This is a genomic window from Thermoactinomyces sp. CICC 23799, from assembly GCF_016055145.1.
GTDB classification, from domain to species: domain Bacteria; phylum Bacillota; class Bacilli; order Thermoactinomycetales; family Thermoactinomycetaceae; genus Thermoactinomyces; species Thermoactinomyces intermedius.
The window spans coordinates 102662-118786 of the sequence record NZ_JAECVV010000001.1; the positions used below are offsets into that span (position 1 = coordinate 102662).

Genomic DNA, 16125 nt, shown 5'->3' on the forward strand with positions numbered 1-16125 from the left:
ATCAAAGAGAGGGGCAAAAACATGTTTTTTTGGAAGAAAAAAAAGAAAAGCATTGAAGTTTATTCCCCGATGAACGGACGGTTTGTATCATTGGAAGAAGTGCCGGACCAGGTTTTTTCCCAAGGAATGATGGGGGAAGGATTTGCGGTGGATCCGGCCGGCGGGGAAGTGGTGTCTCCGGTCGACGGAATAGTGATTCATCTTTTCCCGACGAAGCATGCCATCGGTTTAAAAACAGCGGATGACCTGGAAATTCTGGTCCACATCGGTATTGACACCGTGGAGTTGAACGGCGAGGGATTTGAAACCTTTGTCAGTGAAGGCGATTCGGTCAAAGTCGGGCAAAAATTGCTGAAGGTGGATGTGGATTTCTTGAAGGAGAAAGGAAAGTCGCCGGTTTCGCCGGTGGTTTTTCCTCAATCGGCTGAATGGAAGATCGAATTTAAAGAACAAGAAGATTTAAAAGCAGGAGAAACTCATGTTGCAAGCGTAGAAAAAAAATAAAGAGAATCAGCGGCCAAGAGGAAGAGGCTTCCTTCTCATATAATCAGATGGAAGGGGGCCTCTTTTTTCTAAAAGCTGAAGGGGGAATGAATCATGAATTTTCCGGAAGAACAAGTTTTAAACACTCTGGTGGAATTGATGCAAATTCAAAGTCCTTCCGGCCATACCGAGCATGCGATTCAATATGTCGGCCGCCGGTTGACCAAGGCGGGACTGCAGCCGGTGTTCACCAACAAAGGAGGGGTGCTTGTCACCATCAAGGGAGAAAACGACACCAAACACCGGTTTGTGACGGCTCATGTGGACACGTTGGGCGCCATGGTGAAAGAAATCAAGGAAGACGGGCGTTTAAAATTGAGCAAAATCGGCGGGTTCGGCTGGTTTTCCGTGGACGGGGCTTATTGCTTTGTGGAGACGAGAAAAGGTGAGGTGTTTACCGGAACCATCCTCGCTTCCCATACGTCGGTTCATGTGTATCATGATGCCGAAAAACAAGAACGCTCCGATGAAAACATGGAAGTCCGGCTGGATGTGCGGGCCGGCTCCCGGGAAGAGATTGAGGCGCTTGGAATCCGGGTAGGGGACTTTGTTTCATTTGACCCGTCCGTTGTCCAAACGGATACCGGCTTTGTCAAAGCCCGCCACCTGGATGACAAAGCCAGTGTGGCCGTCATGCTGGAGCTTTTAAACCACTTGCAAGAATCCGGGGCGAAACTGCCTTACACCACCTATTTTTATTTCAGCAATTTTGAAGAAGTGGGTTTTGGGGCGAATGCCGGGATCCCGGTTCCTGTTTGCGAATATGTGTCGGTTGACATGGGAGCGACCGGGGAAGGGCAGGCATCGGATGAATTTAGCGTGTCCATTTGCGCCAAAGACGGTTCGGGTCCTTATCATTACGGGTTGACCAATCATTTGATCCGGTTGGCCGAGGAGCATCACATTGCTTATCATGTGGACATTTATCCGCATTATGCTTCCGATGCCAGTGCCGCGGTCCGGGCAGGGTATGATGTGAAGCACGCTTTGATCGGCCCGGGGGTGGATGCTTCTCATGCTTATGAACGGACGCATCGGGATGCCTTGGAAAACACGTATCTGCTTTTGTATCATTATTTGCTTTCAAACATGGCGTAAACCGGGTTTGTGAAACTCAGGCCGTGCGGTTTTCACCAGACGGCTTGTTTTTTGATACGGGATCATTTTGGCAAGAAAAGGAGAGAGAAAAAGTGGATCTCAGAAAGGAACTGGACAGCATTCTCCGGGACGGCAACGATGAGGAAAGGGAAATTTTATCCTTGGCTGTACAGGCCATCCAGCAAAGAAGGGATCGCAACAGTGCCTATTTGTCCGGTTTTATGGGACTGAAGGGTGAATTCATCGGGGAGGATGAGTATCAGTTTTCCATTCCGATCACTCCGTTCATGTTGAATAAAGCCGGCATTGTCCACGGGGGCATCACGGCTGCACTGGCCGATTCAACGATGGGATCATTGATCAACCGGCGGATGCCGGATCAATACCGGGGAGCCGTGACGGCCGAAATGAAAATCAATTATTTGTCGCCGGGAACGGGCGATCGGCTCATTTCCAGAGCCAAACTGCTGAAGATGGGAAGCCATTTGGCAACCGCCACTTGTGAGATCAGGAATGAGAAAAATCAATTGATCACGCATGCGTCGGGAACTTTTTTCATGATTCGAAAATGAGAAAGCAACGGCTTTGGGCGGAACGGAAGAGGGAATGGACGATGGCGGAGATTGGAAGGAGACATACCGCCATTTCCGGTGAGAAAACAGAAGAACGAGGGGGCCTGTTACCGGCACCCTCGTTCGTTTTCCAAGCAGGCGGGTCATTCTGCCACTTCTAGATGTGTCAAATAATCGACCGGCTGATCCTTGTTGCTGCCGTCTGCCAAATACAGCAGCGCCGGGCCTCCTTCCCGGATCGGTTTGTTGTCTTTGGCAAAACACAGATAAGCTTTTTTGGCTTCTTCCATGGAAATGACAACATCTTCGCCCTGACGGCGACGACAAATCAACTTGGTTGCTTTCTCGGAAGGTTCGGCATTGGCCAGAAACGGAGCCAATTCCACAGCCAGACCGCTCACTCCGTCCAGACGCTCCTCCAGAGGGAAACGGCGCTCATCAAAAATCCAAATGGTCGGATCCAAATGAATGGTATATTTTACATCTCCGGTTACCTGAATGACGGAATTCATTATGATCACCCAAACGAAATGAATTTTATAACGTTTTCATTATATCGAAGAAAGAGCAAACAATAAAATAACAAATCCCGAATCGGACATCATAATCCATAAAAGAAACTTCGGAAAGAAGGAAGCCGAAATGCAAAAATTACTGGAGCGTTTGATTGAAAAACATTTGCCCACAACCCGATATGGCAAGTGTGCCGAATATATTCCCGTATTGGCTGAACAGGATCCGTCCCAGTTGGGGATCACCGTTGTCACCAAGGATCAAAAAGTGTATCAGGCCGGACGGTTTCCGAAACGCTTCACGCTGCAAAGCATTTCCAAGGTGATTGCCTTGATGCTGGCGGTGATGGACAACGGGGACCGCAAAGTTTTTTCCAAAGTGGGAATGGAGCCCACCGGCGATCCTTTTAATTCCATATACAATATGGAAATGATGAAGTGGAAAAAGCCGTTAAATCCGATGATCAATGCCGGGGCGTTGGTGGTGACCTCCCTGATCAAAGGGAGAACGGCACGGGAAAAGGCGGGGCGGATCATCCGGTTGATCGAGGAAATGACAGGAAGCAAAGAGATTGAAGTGGATGAAGAAGTTTTTCGTTCCGAATATGAAACGGCGCACAGGAACCGGGCACTGGCCCACTTGTTGAAAGAACTCAATCTGATCGACCGGGTGGAGGAAACATTGGAAGCATATCTGCTTCAATGCTCAATCCAGGTAACCTGTGAAGACCTTGCCAAAATCGGATTATGCCTGGCCCGCTACGGACAAACTTTTGACAACCGGATGGTGATTCCGGTTTATGTTTCCCGGATGGCGAAAACCTTTATGGTGACATGCGGCATGTACAATGAGTCCGGGGAGTTTGCCATCAAAGTGGGAATTCCGGCAAAAAGCGGGGTCTCGGGAGGCATTCTGGCTTCCGTGCCGATGGAGATGGGAATCGGAGTGTTCGGCCCGGCCCTGAACGAAAAGGGAAACAGCATCGGGGGGGTTGCATTATTGGAAGATCTTTCGAGGGAATTGGATTTAAGTATTTTCTAATAACGGGATTCGGTATTTTACAAACGGAGGGGGTCATGATACACTAACTTTAACGCAGGGAAAACGGGCCGTTTTAAGCAACCCAATTGCAATGACGGCGGTCGATGGAGGGGTTTGCTTTGACCATACCAACACAGACCGATTTGAGTTTCAAGGCTTTGCAATTACTCAGAGAAGATGCAGATAAAATCGCTCAACTTATTTCCGTACAGCTTGATAATCTCACCTTGCCAAAATGTCCTTTGTATGAGGAAGTTTTAGATACACAAATGTTTGGTTTATCCAGGGAAATCGATTTTGCCGTCCGGGCAGGATTAATTGAAAAAGAGCAAGGACAACAAATCATTCATGATCTGGAACGGAAATTAGCTGATTTTTATTCCAAGGTTTTGCCTAAGTCTAATGATAATATGTCATAGATGAACAGACTCCTTTGAAAAAGAGGAGTCTTTTTTCTTTTGGGATTCAGGATACAAAAAAGACCGCGCCCAGAATAAAATAGACGATCAGCAACAAAACCCCTTCATACCAGTTGGTCGCCCCGTCCCGGGAAATGGATGCGGTGATCAATGCAGAGACGGCAATGGCTGCAATTTCATGATAAGTGAAGAGAATGTCCATGGGTTTTTGAAACAACCGGCTGACAAAGATTAAGACGGGGGCCACAAAGAGACTGATTTGCAGGCTGCTTCCGATGGCAATTTCCACGGCGGCTCCCATCCGGTTTTTCATGGCCAGAAGGATGGCGGCGCTGTGTTCGGCCGCATTTCCGATGATCGCAATCAGAAAAGCGCCGACGAACAACTGGGACCAGCCGAGGGTGTGAGCGACGGCTTCGACGCTGTGTACAAGCCATTCGCTTTGAATTGCCACAAAAACCGTGGAAATGAAAAGAATGAGGAGGGAAATTTTCCCGGACCAAACCGGTTCCTCTTTTTCTTCTTCCCGGTCCGGCAGACCGTTCACGGTGTCCCCCAATTCGTCTTTGTGCGTGACAAGAGAGAAATAAAGCCACAAAAAATAGCCGATAATCAGGAAGAAAGCAATGATCATGCTGATGATTCCGACCTCCGGCTCCCCGAGCGATTGGATAAAGGCGGCCGGGATAAACAAGGCGATCACGGAAAGCATCATCAGGGATGCATTGTGGCCGGCAAGTTCGGCATTAAAGCGCTGGGTTTTATGTTTCATCCCTCCGAAAAGGACACTCAGTCCCAGCACCAACAGCAAGTTTCCGATCACCGAACCGGTGATGCTTGCTTTGACCATGTCGAAGTATCCCTCTTTCACCAGAAAAATGGCGATGATCAATTCAGCCGCATTGCCGAAGGTGGCATTTAACAGCCCCCCCAACCGTTCCCCGGCATAATGGGCCACATTTTCCGTTGCTTTTCCCAACAACGCAGCCCACAGCAAAAGAGAGAATGAAGCCGCGACAAATTGGATGAATTGGTGGTCCAGAAAGTAGTGGGCCCCTGCACTGAGCAAGGTGGAAAGAATCAATAAAGGATAAAACCATTTGTTATTCAATCCTGCGCACCCCTCATTCCATCAGATGTGGTTTATGTTGAACAAAAAAACATTTTGTCATACGGAAACGCAAAAAAATGTCAAATCCTATCAAAGTATCTGTAAGACGATTTCGAAAGTTTACGGCAGGAAATCTCTGTAAAAAATCGAAATAATTGAACATACTCCATTTTATGAAGGGAGGGACGTTCAATGACTCCCGTGTCCAAGGACATAGCGATATTTATTGATCTGGAAAATGTGTATTACGGACTCAAAAAGTATCATATGGACCCGGATCACCCGGATGAGACCCATAATTTATTTTTGCGCCTGCAAGAACATTACGGACGGGATGCCATCCGCCTCATGGAAGCATATGCGGATTTTGAGCAATTGGATTTGTCCATGATGAGCCTGCAAAAGAAACGGGTTCACATCCACCAGGTGTACGGGAACGGGCGAAACGGCCGGGAACGGAAAAATGCGGCGGACATTCAGTTGTGTTTGGATGCCATGGAAGTGTTATATGAAATTCCCGAAATCAACACGTTCGTGATCGTCAGTGCGGATCAGGACATGATCCCGCTTTTGGACCGCCTGTGGTCAAGAGGAAAGCAGGTTGAACTTTTTTGCCTTTGTGATGAAAGTTTATCCCGAACCGCTCAGTTGCATGAGTTTTGTGACCAAACCCACAATCTCTTCGAATTTTTGAATATTAATGAATTTCAGAATCTGACGCGGCTGGATCGCTTGATTCATAATGCGGTGGTGCAGATTTATGAATGGTATCATGACCCCAACAATATCGGAAAAAGTTATGGAAGCACGTGGATCAAAAATGATTTTATGCGAAAATTTCACCTGGATGAAATGGAAGCAAACCAATTGTTTACGAAGCTTTTGAAAGGAAAATTTATTGTTCCTGTAGAAATTGAGATGGAAGATAAAACATATTATGGTTATAAGGTGAATCTCAACCATTCTCAGGTGCAAACCATGGTGAAAATTGCCGGGTATAAGGTAAGTTGACCGGATTTCCGCGGGATGGTTGTGCTAAACTATAACCGGGGGCCATTCTGACGACAAGGGGGGATGATGCGTGGCTGAAGAAAGCAATCAAGGGACGATCCGGATTGCCGACGACGTGGTTGCCGTGATTGCCGGGCTGGCGGCTGGGAAAACCCATGGAATCGCCAGCATGTCAGGCGGGATGGCTGAAGGGATCGCCAAACGGGTGAGCGGGAAGAACATCACCAAAGGCGTGCAAGTCGAAGTGGGCAATTTGGAAGCGGCCATCGATTTAAGAGTCATCGTGGACTATGGCCAACCCATTCACAAAGTATGCCGGGAACTCCAACAAAACGTGAAAGAAGCCGTGGAAACGATGACGGGGTTACATGTGGTGGAAGTCAATGTCAAAGTGGACGGCGTCCATGTTAAGGAAACGGCCGTCCAAGCCGGTAACGGGGAGTTGCGTTGAAAAAGAGGGTGAAGCCAAAACACCCTCTTCTTTTGTCCCAAATTTTTATTTTTTCTCTTCGAGCAAAGCTTTTTCCAAATCATTCAGCAGTTGTTGGACTTTTTCTTTCAATTCTTCCGGGACTTCGGCTGTGTCATCCAGGCCGTGCGGGAAGAAGTGACGGGAAAACACGGGAGTGCCCAACTCCAGCAATGCTTTCGGGTGTTCCAACCGTTTATCGTTCACCACATCGCCGCTCAGACGCAGGTAATAATTCACGCCATTGGCCGACAGTTTGTAATCGTATGTGACCCGTTCATAATCCCAGGACCAGCGGACGAATCCCAATTTTTTCATTAATTTTTCCATTTCGCCGAATTCTTTTTTGATCCCTTTGGTTTTACTGTCATAAAAAATCATTCCTGTGCGCCTCCTTTGTATTGGCACCGTATTCAATCCTTTTTTATCATAGTACGAACGCTTTGACAAAGCAACCGGACAAAGGGGTATGGAGGCAGAGCGAAAAAGAGAAGAGAGGAGTGCCGGAACAGATGAAAGAACGACTGGATCGTCTTTTTCCCCTCATGCAAAAGTGGCGCCGCCATTTTCATCAATATCCTGAACCTTCTTTTCAGGAGCGGAATACGTCCGAAAAGGTAGCCGGCTATCTGAAAAGTTTAAATCTGGATGTCAAAACGGAAGTCGGCGGGTACGGCGTGACCGGTTTGCTCAAAGGAAAAGGCGACGGGCCCACGGTCGCGTTGCGCGCGGATATGGATGCCTTGCCGATTCAGGATGAGAAAACGTGCGAATACCGTTCGACTGTTCCGGGTGTGATGCACGCTTGCGGGCATGACGGACACATGGCCATGCTGATGGGAGCCGCCACTTTGTTGTCAGAGTTGCGTGAAGAGTTGCGCGGGAATGTTTTGTTTCTTTTTCAGCCGGCTGAAGAGTTGGTTCCCGGAGGAGCCAAAGCCATGATTGAAGACGGCGCATTGGAAGGGGTGGATGTGATTTACGGGGCCCATTTGTGGACGCCTCTTCCCCTCGGCACGGTCGGGTCCCGTCCGGGGGTGTTGATGGCGGCGGCGGATGCGTTCCGGATCGAGATCAAAGGGCGGGGCGGCCATGCCGGATTGCCGCATGAAGCTGTCGATGCGGTGCAAATTGCCGCCCATTTGGTGGTTCATTTGCAATCCATCATCAGCAGGCAAGTCAACCCCTTGGAACCGGCAGTGATTTCAGTGGGAACGATCCAGGCGGGGCAAACTTTCAATGTGATTGCGGAACATTGCCGGCTGGAGGGAACCGTGCGCACCTTCAACGAAGAAGTCCGCCGGTTGATTGTCCGCCGGATGAAAGAAGTCACCGAGACCACTTGCCGCATGTACGGGGCGGATTGCGAGTTTTACTATGAGTGGGGATATCCCGCCGTTTCCAACGAACCCCGGTCCGCCCGGCGGTTAATGGATGAAGCGCGAAAGGTTGACGGAGTTTCCTGTGTGAAGGAAATGGAGCCTTTAATGGCCGGTGAAGATTTCAGTTATTACCTGAAGGAACGTCCTGGCGCCTTTTGCTTTATCGGGGCGGGAAATGATCGGGATTTCCGGTATCCGCACCATCATCCGATGTTTGATTTTGATGAAAGGGCCATGAAAATCGGAGCCGGATTATTGATCCGGATGGCCTTGAGGGAAATGGGATTGGAATTGGAGGAAATAGGGAAAATTCCCGGGCAGTGTCAGGAATGAGTTGTCCCTCCCTGGCAAAGGATATAACCCAAGGGGGGATTCTGATGCATACTTTACGCGAAGTCATGTCGACCAATGTGGAAGCCGTGTCGCCGCAGGACAATGTGTATGAAGTGGCAAACAAAATGCGCAGTTCCAATGTCGGGATGATACCGGTTGTGGAAAACGGCGAGTTAAAGGGCGTGATTACAGACCGGGACCTTGTAACACGGGGAATTGCAGGCAAGAAGCCGAATTCCAGTTCTGTCAGTGACATTATGTCCACCAATCTTGTTTACGGGACACCGGACATGACGGTGGATGAAGCCGCTGAATTGATGGCAAGAGCGCAAGTGAGACGTTTACCCGTGGTGGAAAACAACCGCGTGGTCGGAGTTGTTTCGATCGGAGATCTGGCGGTTCAGCCGCAGTTCCAGGATGAGGCCAGCCAGGCTTTGAACGAAATCTCCGAAACGCACAATCCGAATGCATCCAATGACCTCCAGTGAGTTTGTGCCATGTTGCCGGTGAAACGCCGGCGGCATGGTTTTTTTGCATGCTTTTCACATAAAAATCCGGGTGCATAAAGTGGGCGAAAAGGCCGCAATCTAAAAGAAGATACTGGTTGAAAAGGAGCGAAGAAAACGTGAGCGATAAGATCTCGTCAGCCAATGTGGATAAAAAACCCCAAGAAGCGTATCAAAAACTGGCAAAAAAACATCAACCGCGGCCCAATGTGCTGAAAAACTGTGTGAAAGCATTTGTGGTCGGCGGAGCCATTTGCATGCTGGGACAAGGGTTGTCGCAAATGTACGTCAAGTGGTTCGGGTTTCCGCCGGAGAAAGCCGGAAATCCGACAGTGGCCACATTGATTTTTCTCTCCTGTTTGTTGACGGGGTTGGGAGTGTATGACCGGATCGGTCAATGGGCAGGAGCGGGAACGGCCGTACCGGTGACCGGCTTTGCCAATTCCATTGCTTCTGCCGCCTTGGAACACCGTTCCGAAGGGTTTGTGCTGGGTGTCGGTGGAAACATGTTCAAACTGGCCGGTTCGGTGATTGTCTTTGGAACCGTTGCGGCGTTTTTCATCGGCATCATTCACTACTTTTTCTTTCATTGGATCAAATGATCGGGGGAGATGGAATTGAATCAAAGTAAATTAATCGGGACGAGTACATGGAGTTTTTCTGAAGACCTGTGTGTGCTTTCCAGTGCGGCCACGGCAGGCCCCATGGAAGGCGAAGGGCTGTTGAAGGATCGTTATGACAAAGTGTATTCCGATTTATACATGGGCGAAAATACATGGGAAAAAGCCGAGCGCAAAATGTTGGAAGATGCGGTGCAAATCGCCATTGAAAAAGCCAACCTGACCCCCGGGCAAATCAATTTCTATGTGGCAGGCGATTTATTAAACCAAAACATTTCTGCTTCCTTTTCCGCCAAAACAAACCAAATTCCCCTGCTGGGCGTATACGGCGCCTGTTCCACTTCCATGCTTTCGTTGTCATTGGCCGCTGCTTTGGTGGACGGGGGATATGCCGATTATGCCGTGGCCGGTGTCAGCAGCCATAACTGCACGGCCGAAAGGCAATACCGTTATCCGACGGAATACGGAGGGCAAAAACCGGATACGGCTCAATGGACGGTCACCGGCGCCGGAGCTTGTGTTGTCGGAAAAGGGACGGGAACCATCGGAATTCGCTATGCGACCATTGGCAAGGTGACGGATTTGGGGGTGAAAAATCCGTTTGACATGGGATCAGCCATGGCACCCGCCGCGGCCAAAACGATTCAAACCCATTTTCAGGATACAGGCCGGACAGCAGATGATTATGATTTGATCGTCACCGGGGACTTGGCCAGCGTGGGATTGCCCATTGCCAGGGAGCTGTTGGAAAATGAAGGTTACAACATGGGATCCAAATTCAAAGACTGCGGTTTGATGATCTACACCCAGGATCAACAAACCTTCGCCGGGGGCAGCGGGTGTGCCAGCAGTGCAGTGGTGACCTACGGTCATTTATTGAAAGCGATGGAAGAAGGAGAGTATGACCGGATCCTGGTGGTGGCAACCGGTGCCTTGCTCAGTCCGGTTTCTTATCAGCAGGGCGAAGCGATTCCTTGCATTGCCCATGCCGTTTCATTTGAAAGGCGAAATGAGAAGGGAGGGTCTTGATGCATAATGAGCCACCAGCCGCGGTTTCTTATTTGGCCATCGGGGATTCATTGACGGAAGGAATCGGGGCAAACAGTCCCCAACAACATTTCGTGGTCCAGCTGTTCCGTTATTTAAGGCATTCCGATCACTGTCACTTCCGGAATTGGGGGATTTCGGGAATGACTTCCACCGAGTTGTTGCAGCTGGTGCAACATTCGGCTTTCCAACGGCTCCTCCCGCGCTTGACCCACTTGACCGTGACCACGGGCGGATGCGATTTCATCGAGCTGTTTGAAAAAGGAAAGCTGACCGTCGGGGAAATCCTGAAATCTTCCCGCATGGTACAAAGCAATGTCCGGCAAATCCTTTCGGTGATCCGACGGCAAAATCCCCGCCTGACCGTTTATCTGCTGGGATTTTACATTCCGTTGCCGGCATATGAGCTGGGGATCGAACAGGCGAAGATCTTTGTCCAGATGTTGAACCGGGCGTATTCGGGTTTGTGCAAGCGGTTCCGGGTGAATATGGTGGATCCGTATCCGTCGTTTTTAAACCGCAAAGAGTATTTTGCCGATGAAGTGCATCCCAACCAAATGGGTTATGATGAATTGGCCCGGTTGTTCATCCAGTCGGCCAAGCAAGATTCCCTTCAGAATCCGGGGGAAATGAGCAAAACCATCTCTTAAAAAAGGGGTGGTTTTTCTATTATCATAATGATATCATATAGATAACAAATCGATTTCGAGGTGAAGGTATGAATCAATCACGGGAAGTTCTGACTTGGAAAGTGAATGGCTTTTTGATGCTTTTGGTTCACTTGATTTTGCTGGTTGCCGGAGCAGGATTGGTTTTGGCAGGTCATTTGATTGGCATTGTTTTGTTGATCTTGTTTTTCGTCACTTTGCCGGGGTACACCCTTATTCAGCCGAACGAAGCACGCGTTTTGCTGTTTTTTGGGAAATATGTCGGCAGTGTCCGGGAAGATGGGTTTTTCTGGCTCAATCCGTTTGCTGCCAAGAAAAAGATCTCTTTGCGCGTCCGGAATTTTCAAAGCGATAAGTTAAAAGTAAATGATGCCGACGGCAATCCGATTCTGATCGGAGCGGTGATTGTCTGGCGGGTCGTCGATTCAGCCAAAGCATTGTTGGACGTGGAAGATTTCGATTCATTTGTTGCGGTGCAAAGTGAAACGGCCATCCGGGCCATAGCCAGCCGTTATCCGTATGACCGTCAAGACGATGCAGAAATCTCTTTGCGTACGGCCACCGACGATGTGACGGAGAATTTGCGTGAGGAATTGGGGAAACGTTTGGCGATTGCCGGGGTGGAAGTATTGGAAGCACGGATCAGCCATTTGGCATATGCCCCGGAAATTGCCCAGTCCATGTTGCGCCGTCAGCAAGCGCAGGCAGTCATTGCCGCACGCAAGCAAATTGTTGAAGGGGCCATGAGTATGGTGGAAATGACGCTGTCCCATTTGGAAAAACAGGGTGTGGTTCAATTGGATGAAGAAAGAAAAGCGGCAATGGCCAATAATCTGATGGTGGCGCTGGTTTCGGAGAGTGAATCCCAGCCTGTGATCAATACAGGCACCCTGTACTCATGAGCAAAGAAAAAAAACGTTTCCTTCTCCGGATCGACCAGGCACTTTATTCGGCTTTGGAAAAATGGGCAGCGGATGAGTTTCGCAGTGTGAATGCACAGATCGAGTTTATCTTAAAACAAGCAGCGAAAAAAGCAGGCCGGTTTCCTCCCGGAACCAAAGACCGGGAAGAAGGAAAATAAACTATAACGCTATGCATCCCGTCTATACCAAATCACCCCCCGATTCATAACTAGAATCAAAGGGGTGATTTTTTTATGAGTGCCAACTATCATTTGTTGCTCCGCTCCCCCGCCCATCTGAAAAAAATCAAAGCCGCGGGAGGAAACATCCGGTTCGTTGGAAAATACACGCCGGCAGTGATTGTATCTTTCAAACATCCCGACCAGGTGCGAAAAATTGCCAATAGTCCGGAATTGATCAGCATTGCCAAAGACCAGTTATTAACCCTCCCGTATTATAAAGTCAACAAAGTGATCAAGGCATCGGCCGTGCCTTATCCCGAGCACAAGTTGATGAATCATCAGGTATTGACATGGAATATCGCCCGCGTGATCGGAAAACGCCGTCTGAACAGCGGAGCGGGCGTCCGGGTCGGTGTCATTGACACGGGGATTGATTTTCATCATCCCGATCTGGCTTCCAATGTGAAAGGGGGCGTCAACATTTTGTCTCCTTCACTCCCGCCGATGGATGAAAACGGTCACGGGACACACATTGCCGGCATCATCGGTGCGTTGAACAATCACTACGGTGTGGTGGGAGTGGCTCCGAAGGTTTCGCTTTATGCCATCAAAGTGCTCAATGCATCCGGCAAAGGGACAATTTCCAATTTGATTCGCGGTGTGGAATGGGCGATTGCCAACCGGATGCATATTTTAAACATCAGTATCAGTGGGGGAAAACTGACCACGCCTCTGTTGGATTATGTTCTTCAGGCGGCGGTCAAACGCGGGATTCTGGTGGTGGCTGCAGCCGGTAACACCGGAACGCCGGCGGGGACGGGAGACACTGTTTCGGTCCCGGCGCGGTTGGACCCCGTGATTTCGGTGGCGGCATTGAACCGGAATAACGGGCGCGAGCCTTACTCCGCGACGGGAAAGGTCGATTTGGCCGCACCGGGTTCCCAAATTCTGAGCACCTACTCGTTCCGACGGTTTGCAATCTTAAGCGGCACATCCATGGCCGCCGCCCATGTCAGCGGGGTTTTGGCCATTTACCGGGCGGCTTATCCGCGGATGGATGCCAATGAGCTAAAAAAAATGGTTTTCCAACGGGCCATTGATTTGCCGCCGGCAGGTCCGGATCCTTGGACCGGAAGGGGTTTGGTCCGGGCGTTGTGAGCTCACATGAGGTATTGCAGAAAAAGGGTGGCAAACCCGAAATAAATCATCAGGGAAAAAACATCGTTTAAGGTGGTGATCAAAGGGCCGGAAGCGGTTGTCGGGTCTATGCCGAATTTCTCCAAAATCAGGGGGACGAAGGTGCCGACCATGGTTCCCAGGATCAGGGTGAAGAAAAGGGACAGCCCGACGACCAATCCGAGCTGAAAGCTTTTCCAAATGCCGATTGCCAGGATGATGAAAACGCTGCATACCAAGCCGATGAGCACTCCGGCAATCCCTTCCTGCCTGATGAATTTTCGGAAGTGATCCGGGGCGGGTTGGTCCTTGGACAGGGCCCGGATGGTCAAAGCCAGCGATTGCGTCGCTGCATTTCCGGTCATCCCGGCGACCATCGGCATAAAGAGCGTCAAAACGGGAAGGACTTCAATGGTGCTTTCAAACAAGCCGATAAGATTGGCGGTGAAGATGCCGATGCCGAGTAAGATGATGAGCCAGGGAATCCGTTTGCGGGCGGAATCAAAGGGATCCACCAAGTCCGTCGGTTGGACGGCCGACAGTTGTTCCAAATCTTCCTGGGCTTCTTCGATCAGGACATCGATGATATCATCCACGGTGACAATGCCCACCAGCTTTTTGTTATGATCGACCACGGGCAGGGCAAGAAAATCGTAGCGGCTCAGGATCCGCGCCACTTCTTCCTGATCCATGTCAACCGGAACCGAAATGACCCGTTCATTCATGATCCGGCCGATTTTTTCATGCGGTTCGCGGATCAAAAGGTCCCGCAAGGAAAGAACGCCGATCAACCGGTGCCGGACATCGGTCACATACAAATAATAAATCGTTTCGGCAGCAGGGGCGATTTCCCGCAAATACTGCAACGTTTTTTCCACCGTATAGTGGGAGGAGATTTGGACGTAGGCATTGGTCATCAATCCCCCGGCCGTGTCTTCCGGATAATGGAGCAATGCCCGAACCTGATCGGCTTCCACTGTTTTCATCTCTTTTAAAAGCAAAGTGGATTGGGACCATTCCAGTTCGCCGAGCAGATCGGCGACATCGTCGTTGGGCATGTGGTCGAGCACTTGCGCGGCTTTTTTTTGTCCCAATGCGGCAAGGACTTCCTTTTGTTCCTGAAGATCCAGTTCTTCCATGAGAAGAGCGATTTCTTCCGGCCGGAGCAGGGTGAGCAGGCGCCTCCGGTAAATATTGCTCAATTGGAAAAACAGGCGGGCCAGGTCATACGAATGCAATTTTTGGATCAGGGCCCGAAAACCCGGTTGATCCATGTTTTGCAAATAAGTCAACAGCTGCTTGAAATCTTTTTGTCCGATTGGTTGATGATCCATGATGGATTTCCCCTTGTCATAAGCCAAGCTTGGATTTACATAAATTGAAACTGACGTGACCAAAAAGGAGGAAGTTCAATATGTACCCAATGTTTTACCCCCCGTTCAGACATGGTTATGGCAGTCCGTATTACCCGTTCCCGGGTTATCCTCCGGGCACCGGTTGCGGATGCGGAGGAGGCCGTTACGGCGGATACATGCCGGGTTACTCATACCCTTCCAACCCTCCGTATGGGGGAGCTTATGGTCCGCCTCCTCAATCCGGGATGTCATATCCTATGTTTCCACCAGATGACCAAGGATATCAGTGGCAGTGGCAAAGGCCGCGCCGGAACAACCCCCGGGCCTGGGAATCGCCCGAATCTCCGGAATCCCCTTGGTTCCGCGCTTATCAGAATCAGGAAAAAAACGAGAAAGAAGAAAAGTGACCCGCCCGGGTTTTCCCTTTGTTTCATGCAAAGGGAATTTTTTTTGGAAAAAACAAGATCATTGAAAACAAACCGGGACGGACACACTACGGACAGAAGGAGGGAATGGAAATCATGAGAATACCGGATGTGATTCGCGAACCGGAAATTGCTCAACCCCGTCAACCGGAAATCATGACGCCCCGGGATCCGGAACCCGAAAGGAGAGAAGAACCGCACGCTCCAGACCGGAGTCCGGAACGGGTCATAGAGCCGAAACACTAAGAAAAAACGGAGCTTGTCAAAATGATTTGACAGGCTCCGTTTTGGTTTAAAGCCAATGAACCTCGGCGTTTTCCACATGATTTTTGGGTTCTGTGACAATAATAATGGCAGGATAAGTGATGACCTGTGCTTGGAAAGAATCTTTGGACGGTTCGTGTTTTTGCGCATGAACCACCAGTTTGTTTCCCTTTTGCTCCACTTTTTTCACGTCAATTTTATAGCCTGCGGTCGGCTTTTCTCCCAAACTTAAAATGACATATTTTTTGGAGTCGGCTGAAAGCAGCCGGATGGATTCCCCGGGGGATTGCAACGATTCTTGAGCTTGGTTTTGAAGTTGTGACGGCACCTGTTCCAAAGAGACGACTTGAAAAGGAAGTTCTTCCATGACCGTTCCTCCCGTGTCAGATTCTTGACCGAAGGTTGAGCAGCCGGCCAACAAACAAACAATGAAAATGGAGACAATGGCTTGGAAAGTGCGCAATGGTTTTTCACCCCACAATTGTTTT

At 49.6% G+C, this 16125-nt stretch carries 22 protein-coding genes; 17 read left to right on the forward strand and 5 right to left on the reverse strand.

Annotated elements, in window-relative coordinates:
- The first annotated feature begins 21 nt into the window (after window positions 1-21).
- The 3 genes from I8U21_RS00570 to I8U21_RS00580 all read left to right on the forward strand — a co-directional run bounded on the left by I8U21_RS00570 (window position 22) and on the right by I8U21_RS00580 (window position 2213).
- Window positions 22-504 (forward strand): PTS sugar transporter subunit IIA, encoded by a 483-nt coding sequence (locus I8U21_RS00570; protein ID WP_181731111.1) that lies wholly within the window; start codon window positions 22-24, stop codon window positions 502-504.
- Window positions 505-597: 93 nt separating this feature from the next.
- Window positions 598-1641, forward strand: coding sequence for a M42 family metallopeptidase (locus I8U21_RS00575; protein ID WP_181731110.1), 1044 nt, complete (start codon window positions 598-600; stop codon window positions 1639-1641).
- 92 nt (window positions 1642-1733) lie between these two features.
- On the forward strand, window positions 1734-2213 hold the full coding sequence (locus tag I8U21_RS00580) for a PaaI family thioesterase (protein WP_181731109.1): 480 nt from the start codon (window positions 1734-1736) through the stop codon (window positions 2211-2213).
- Window positions 2214-2356: 143 nt separating this feature from the next.
- On the opposite strand, the gene I8U21_RS00585 is transcribed toward I8U21_RS00580, so the two are convergent.
- The gene (locus I8U21_RS00585) at window positions 2357-2725 is read right to left on the reverse strand and encodes a hypothetical protein (protein ID WP_181731108.1); all 369 of its coding nucleotides are present in this window, start codon (window positions 2723-2725) and stop codon (window positions 2357-2359) included.
- 130 nt (window positions 2726-2855) lie between these two features.
- On the opposite strand from I8U21_RS00585, the gene glsA reads away from it, so the two are divergent.
- Both glsA and I8U21_RS00595 read left to right on the forward strand, forming a co-directional pair.
- On the forward strand, window positions 2856-3767 hold the full coding sequence (gene glsA / locus I8U21_RS00590) for a glutaminase A (RefSeq protein ID WP_181731107.1): 912 nt from the start codon (window positions 2856-2858) through the stop codon (window positions 3765-3767).
- Between the two features lie 104 nt (window positions 3768-3871).
- Window positions 3872-4186, forward strand: coding sequence for an Fpa/YlaN family protein (locus I8U21_RS00595; protein ID WP_181731106.1), 315 nt, complete (start codon window positions 3872-3874; stop codon window positions 4184-4186).
- A gap of 46 nt (window positions 4187-4232) precedes the next feature.
- On the opposite strand, the gene cax is transcribed toward I8U21_RS00595, so the two are convergent.
- Window positions 4233-5297, reverse strand: coding sequence for a calcium/proton exchanger (gene cax, locus I8U21_RS00600; protein ID WP_181731105.1), 1065 nt, complete (start codon window positions 5295-5297; stop codon window positions 4233-4235).
- A gap of 192 nt (window positions 5298-5489) precedes the next feature.
- On the opposite strand from cax, the gene I8U21_RS00605 reads away from it, so the two are divergent.
- Both I8U21_RS00605 and I8U21_RS00610 read left to right on the forward strand, forming a co-directional pair.
- A complete protein-coding gene (locus I8U21_RS00605; RefSeq protein ID WP_049720451.1) occupies window positions 5490-6308 on the forward strand; it encodes an NYN domain-containing protein in 819 nt (272 codons plus the stop codon).
- Window positions 6309-6378: 70 nt separating this feature from the next.
- Complete coding sequence (locus tag I8U21_RS00610; protein ID WP_181731104.1) at window positions 6379-6759, forward strand: Asp23/Gls24 family envelope stress response protein; 381 nt, start codon at window positions 6379-6381, stop codon at window positions 6757-6759.
- 45 nt (window positions 6760-6804) lie between these two features.
- Here the strand turns inward: I8U21_RS00610 and I8U21_RS00615 are convergent, their stop codons facing one another.
- Window positions 6805-7158, reverse strand: a complete 354-nt coding sequence (locus I8U21_RS00615; protein WP_181731103.1) for a YugN family protein — start codon at window positions 7156-7158, stop codon at window positions 6805-6807.
- A gap of 131 nt (window positions 7159-7289) precedes the next feature.
- On the opposite strand from I8U21_RS00615, the gene I8U21_RS00620 reads away from it, so the two are divergent.
- From I8U21_RS00620 to I8U21_RS00655, 8 genes are all read left to right on the forward strand, one after another.
- Entirely contained in the window at window positions 7290-8492 is a 1203-nt protein-coding gene (locus I8U21_RS00620) for a M20 metallopeptidase family protein (protein WP_181731102.1), read from the forward strand.
- A 44-nt stretch (window positions 8493-8536) separates the two neighbouring features.
- On the forward strand, window positions 8537-8980 hold the full coding sequence (locus I8U21_RS00625; RefSeq protein ID WP_181731101.1) for a CBS domain-containing protein: 444 nt from the start codon (window positions 8537-8539) through the stop codon (window positions 8978-8980).
- 137 nt (window positions 8981-9117) lie between these two features.
- Window positions 9118-9600 (forward strand): stage V sporulation protein AC, encoded by a 483-nt coding sequence (spoVAC, locus tag I8U21_RS00630; RefSeq protein ID WP_309544792.1) that lies wholly within the window; start codon window positions 9118-9120, stop codon window positions 9598-9600.
- Between the two features lie 9 nt (window positions 9601-9609).
- Entirely contained in the window at window positions 9610-10647 is a 1038-nt protein-coding gene (spoVAD, locus tag I8U21_RS00635; protein WP_181731100.1) for a stage V sporulation protein AD, read from the forward strand.
- The gene (locus I8U21_RS00640; RefSeq protein WP_181731099.1) at window positions 10647-11315 is read left to right on the forward strand and encodes an SGNH/GDSL hydrolase family protein; all 669 of its coding nucleotides are present in this window, start codon (window positions 10647-10649) and stop codon (window positions 11313-11315) included. The genes spoVAD and I8U21_RS00640 overlap by 1 nt, the downstream gene beginning before the upstream one ends.
- A 68-nt stretch (window positions 11316-11383) precedes the next feature.
- On the forward strand, window positions 11384-12235 hold the full coding sequence (locus I8U21_RS00645; RefSeq protein ID WP_181731098.1) for an SPFH domain-containing protein: 852 nt from the start codon (window positions 11384-11386) through the stop codon (window positions 12233-12235).
- On the forward strand, window positions 12232-12414 hold the full coding sequence (locus I8U21_RS00650; protein WP_181731097.1) for a type II toxin-antitoxin system antitoxin: 183 nt from the start codon (window positions 12232-12234) through the stop codon (window positions 12412-12414). The genes I8U21_RS00645 and I8U21_RS00650 overlap by 4 nt, the downstream gene beginning before the upstream one ends.
- Window positions 12415-12489: 75 nt before the next feature.
- The gene (locus I8U21_RS00655) at window positions 12490-13575 is read left to right on the forward strand and encodes a S8 family peptidase (RefSeq protein ID WP_181731096.1); all 1086 of its coding nucleotides are present in this window, start codon (window positions 12490-12492) and stop codon (window positions 13573-13575) included.
- 2 nt (window positions 13576-13577) lie between these two features.
- Here I8U21_RS00655 and mgtE read toward each other — a convergent pair whose 3' ends face one another.
- Entirely contained in the window at window positions 13578-14927 is a 1350-nt protein-coding gene (gene mgtE, locus I8U21_RS00660; RefSeq protein ID WP_198053036.1) for a magnesium transporter, read from the reverse strand.
- A 278-nt stretch (window positions 14928-15205) separates the two neighbouring features.
- Here mgtE and I8U21_RS00665 point away from each other — a divergent pair, with 278 nt between their 5' ends.
- Together I8U21_RS00665 and I8U21_RS00670 are read left to right on the forward strand one after the other, a co-directional pair.
- On the forward strand, window positions 15206-15355 hold the full coding sequence (locus tag I8U21_RS00665) for a hypothetical protein (protein ID WP_156473329.1): 150 nt from the start codon (window positions 15206-15208) through the stop codon (window positions 15353-15355).
- A gap of 114 nt (window positions 15356-15469) precedes the next feature.
- Window positions 15470-15619: a hypothetical protein gene (locus I8U21_RS00670; RefSeq protein WP_181731094.1), complete on the forward strand. Its 150-nt coding sequence runs from the start codon at window positions 15470-15472 to the stop codon at window positions 15617-15619.
- Between the two features lie 46 nt (window positions 15620-15665).
- On the opposite strand, the gene I8U21_RS00675 is transcribed toward I8U21_RS00670, so the two are convergent.
- Window positions 15666-16100: a protease complex subunit PrcB family protein gene (locus I8U21_RS00675; protein WP_181731093.1), complete on the reverse strand. Its 435-nt coding sequence runs from the start codon at window positions 16098-16100 to the stop codon at window positions 15666-15668.
- Window positions 16101-16125 lie beyond the last annotated feature (25 nt).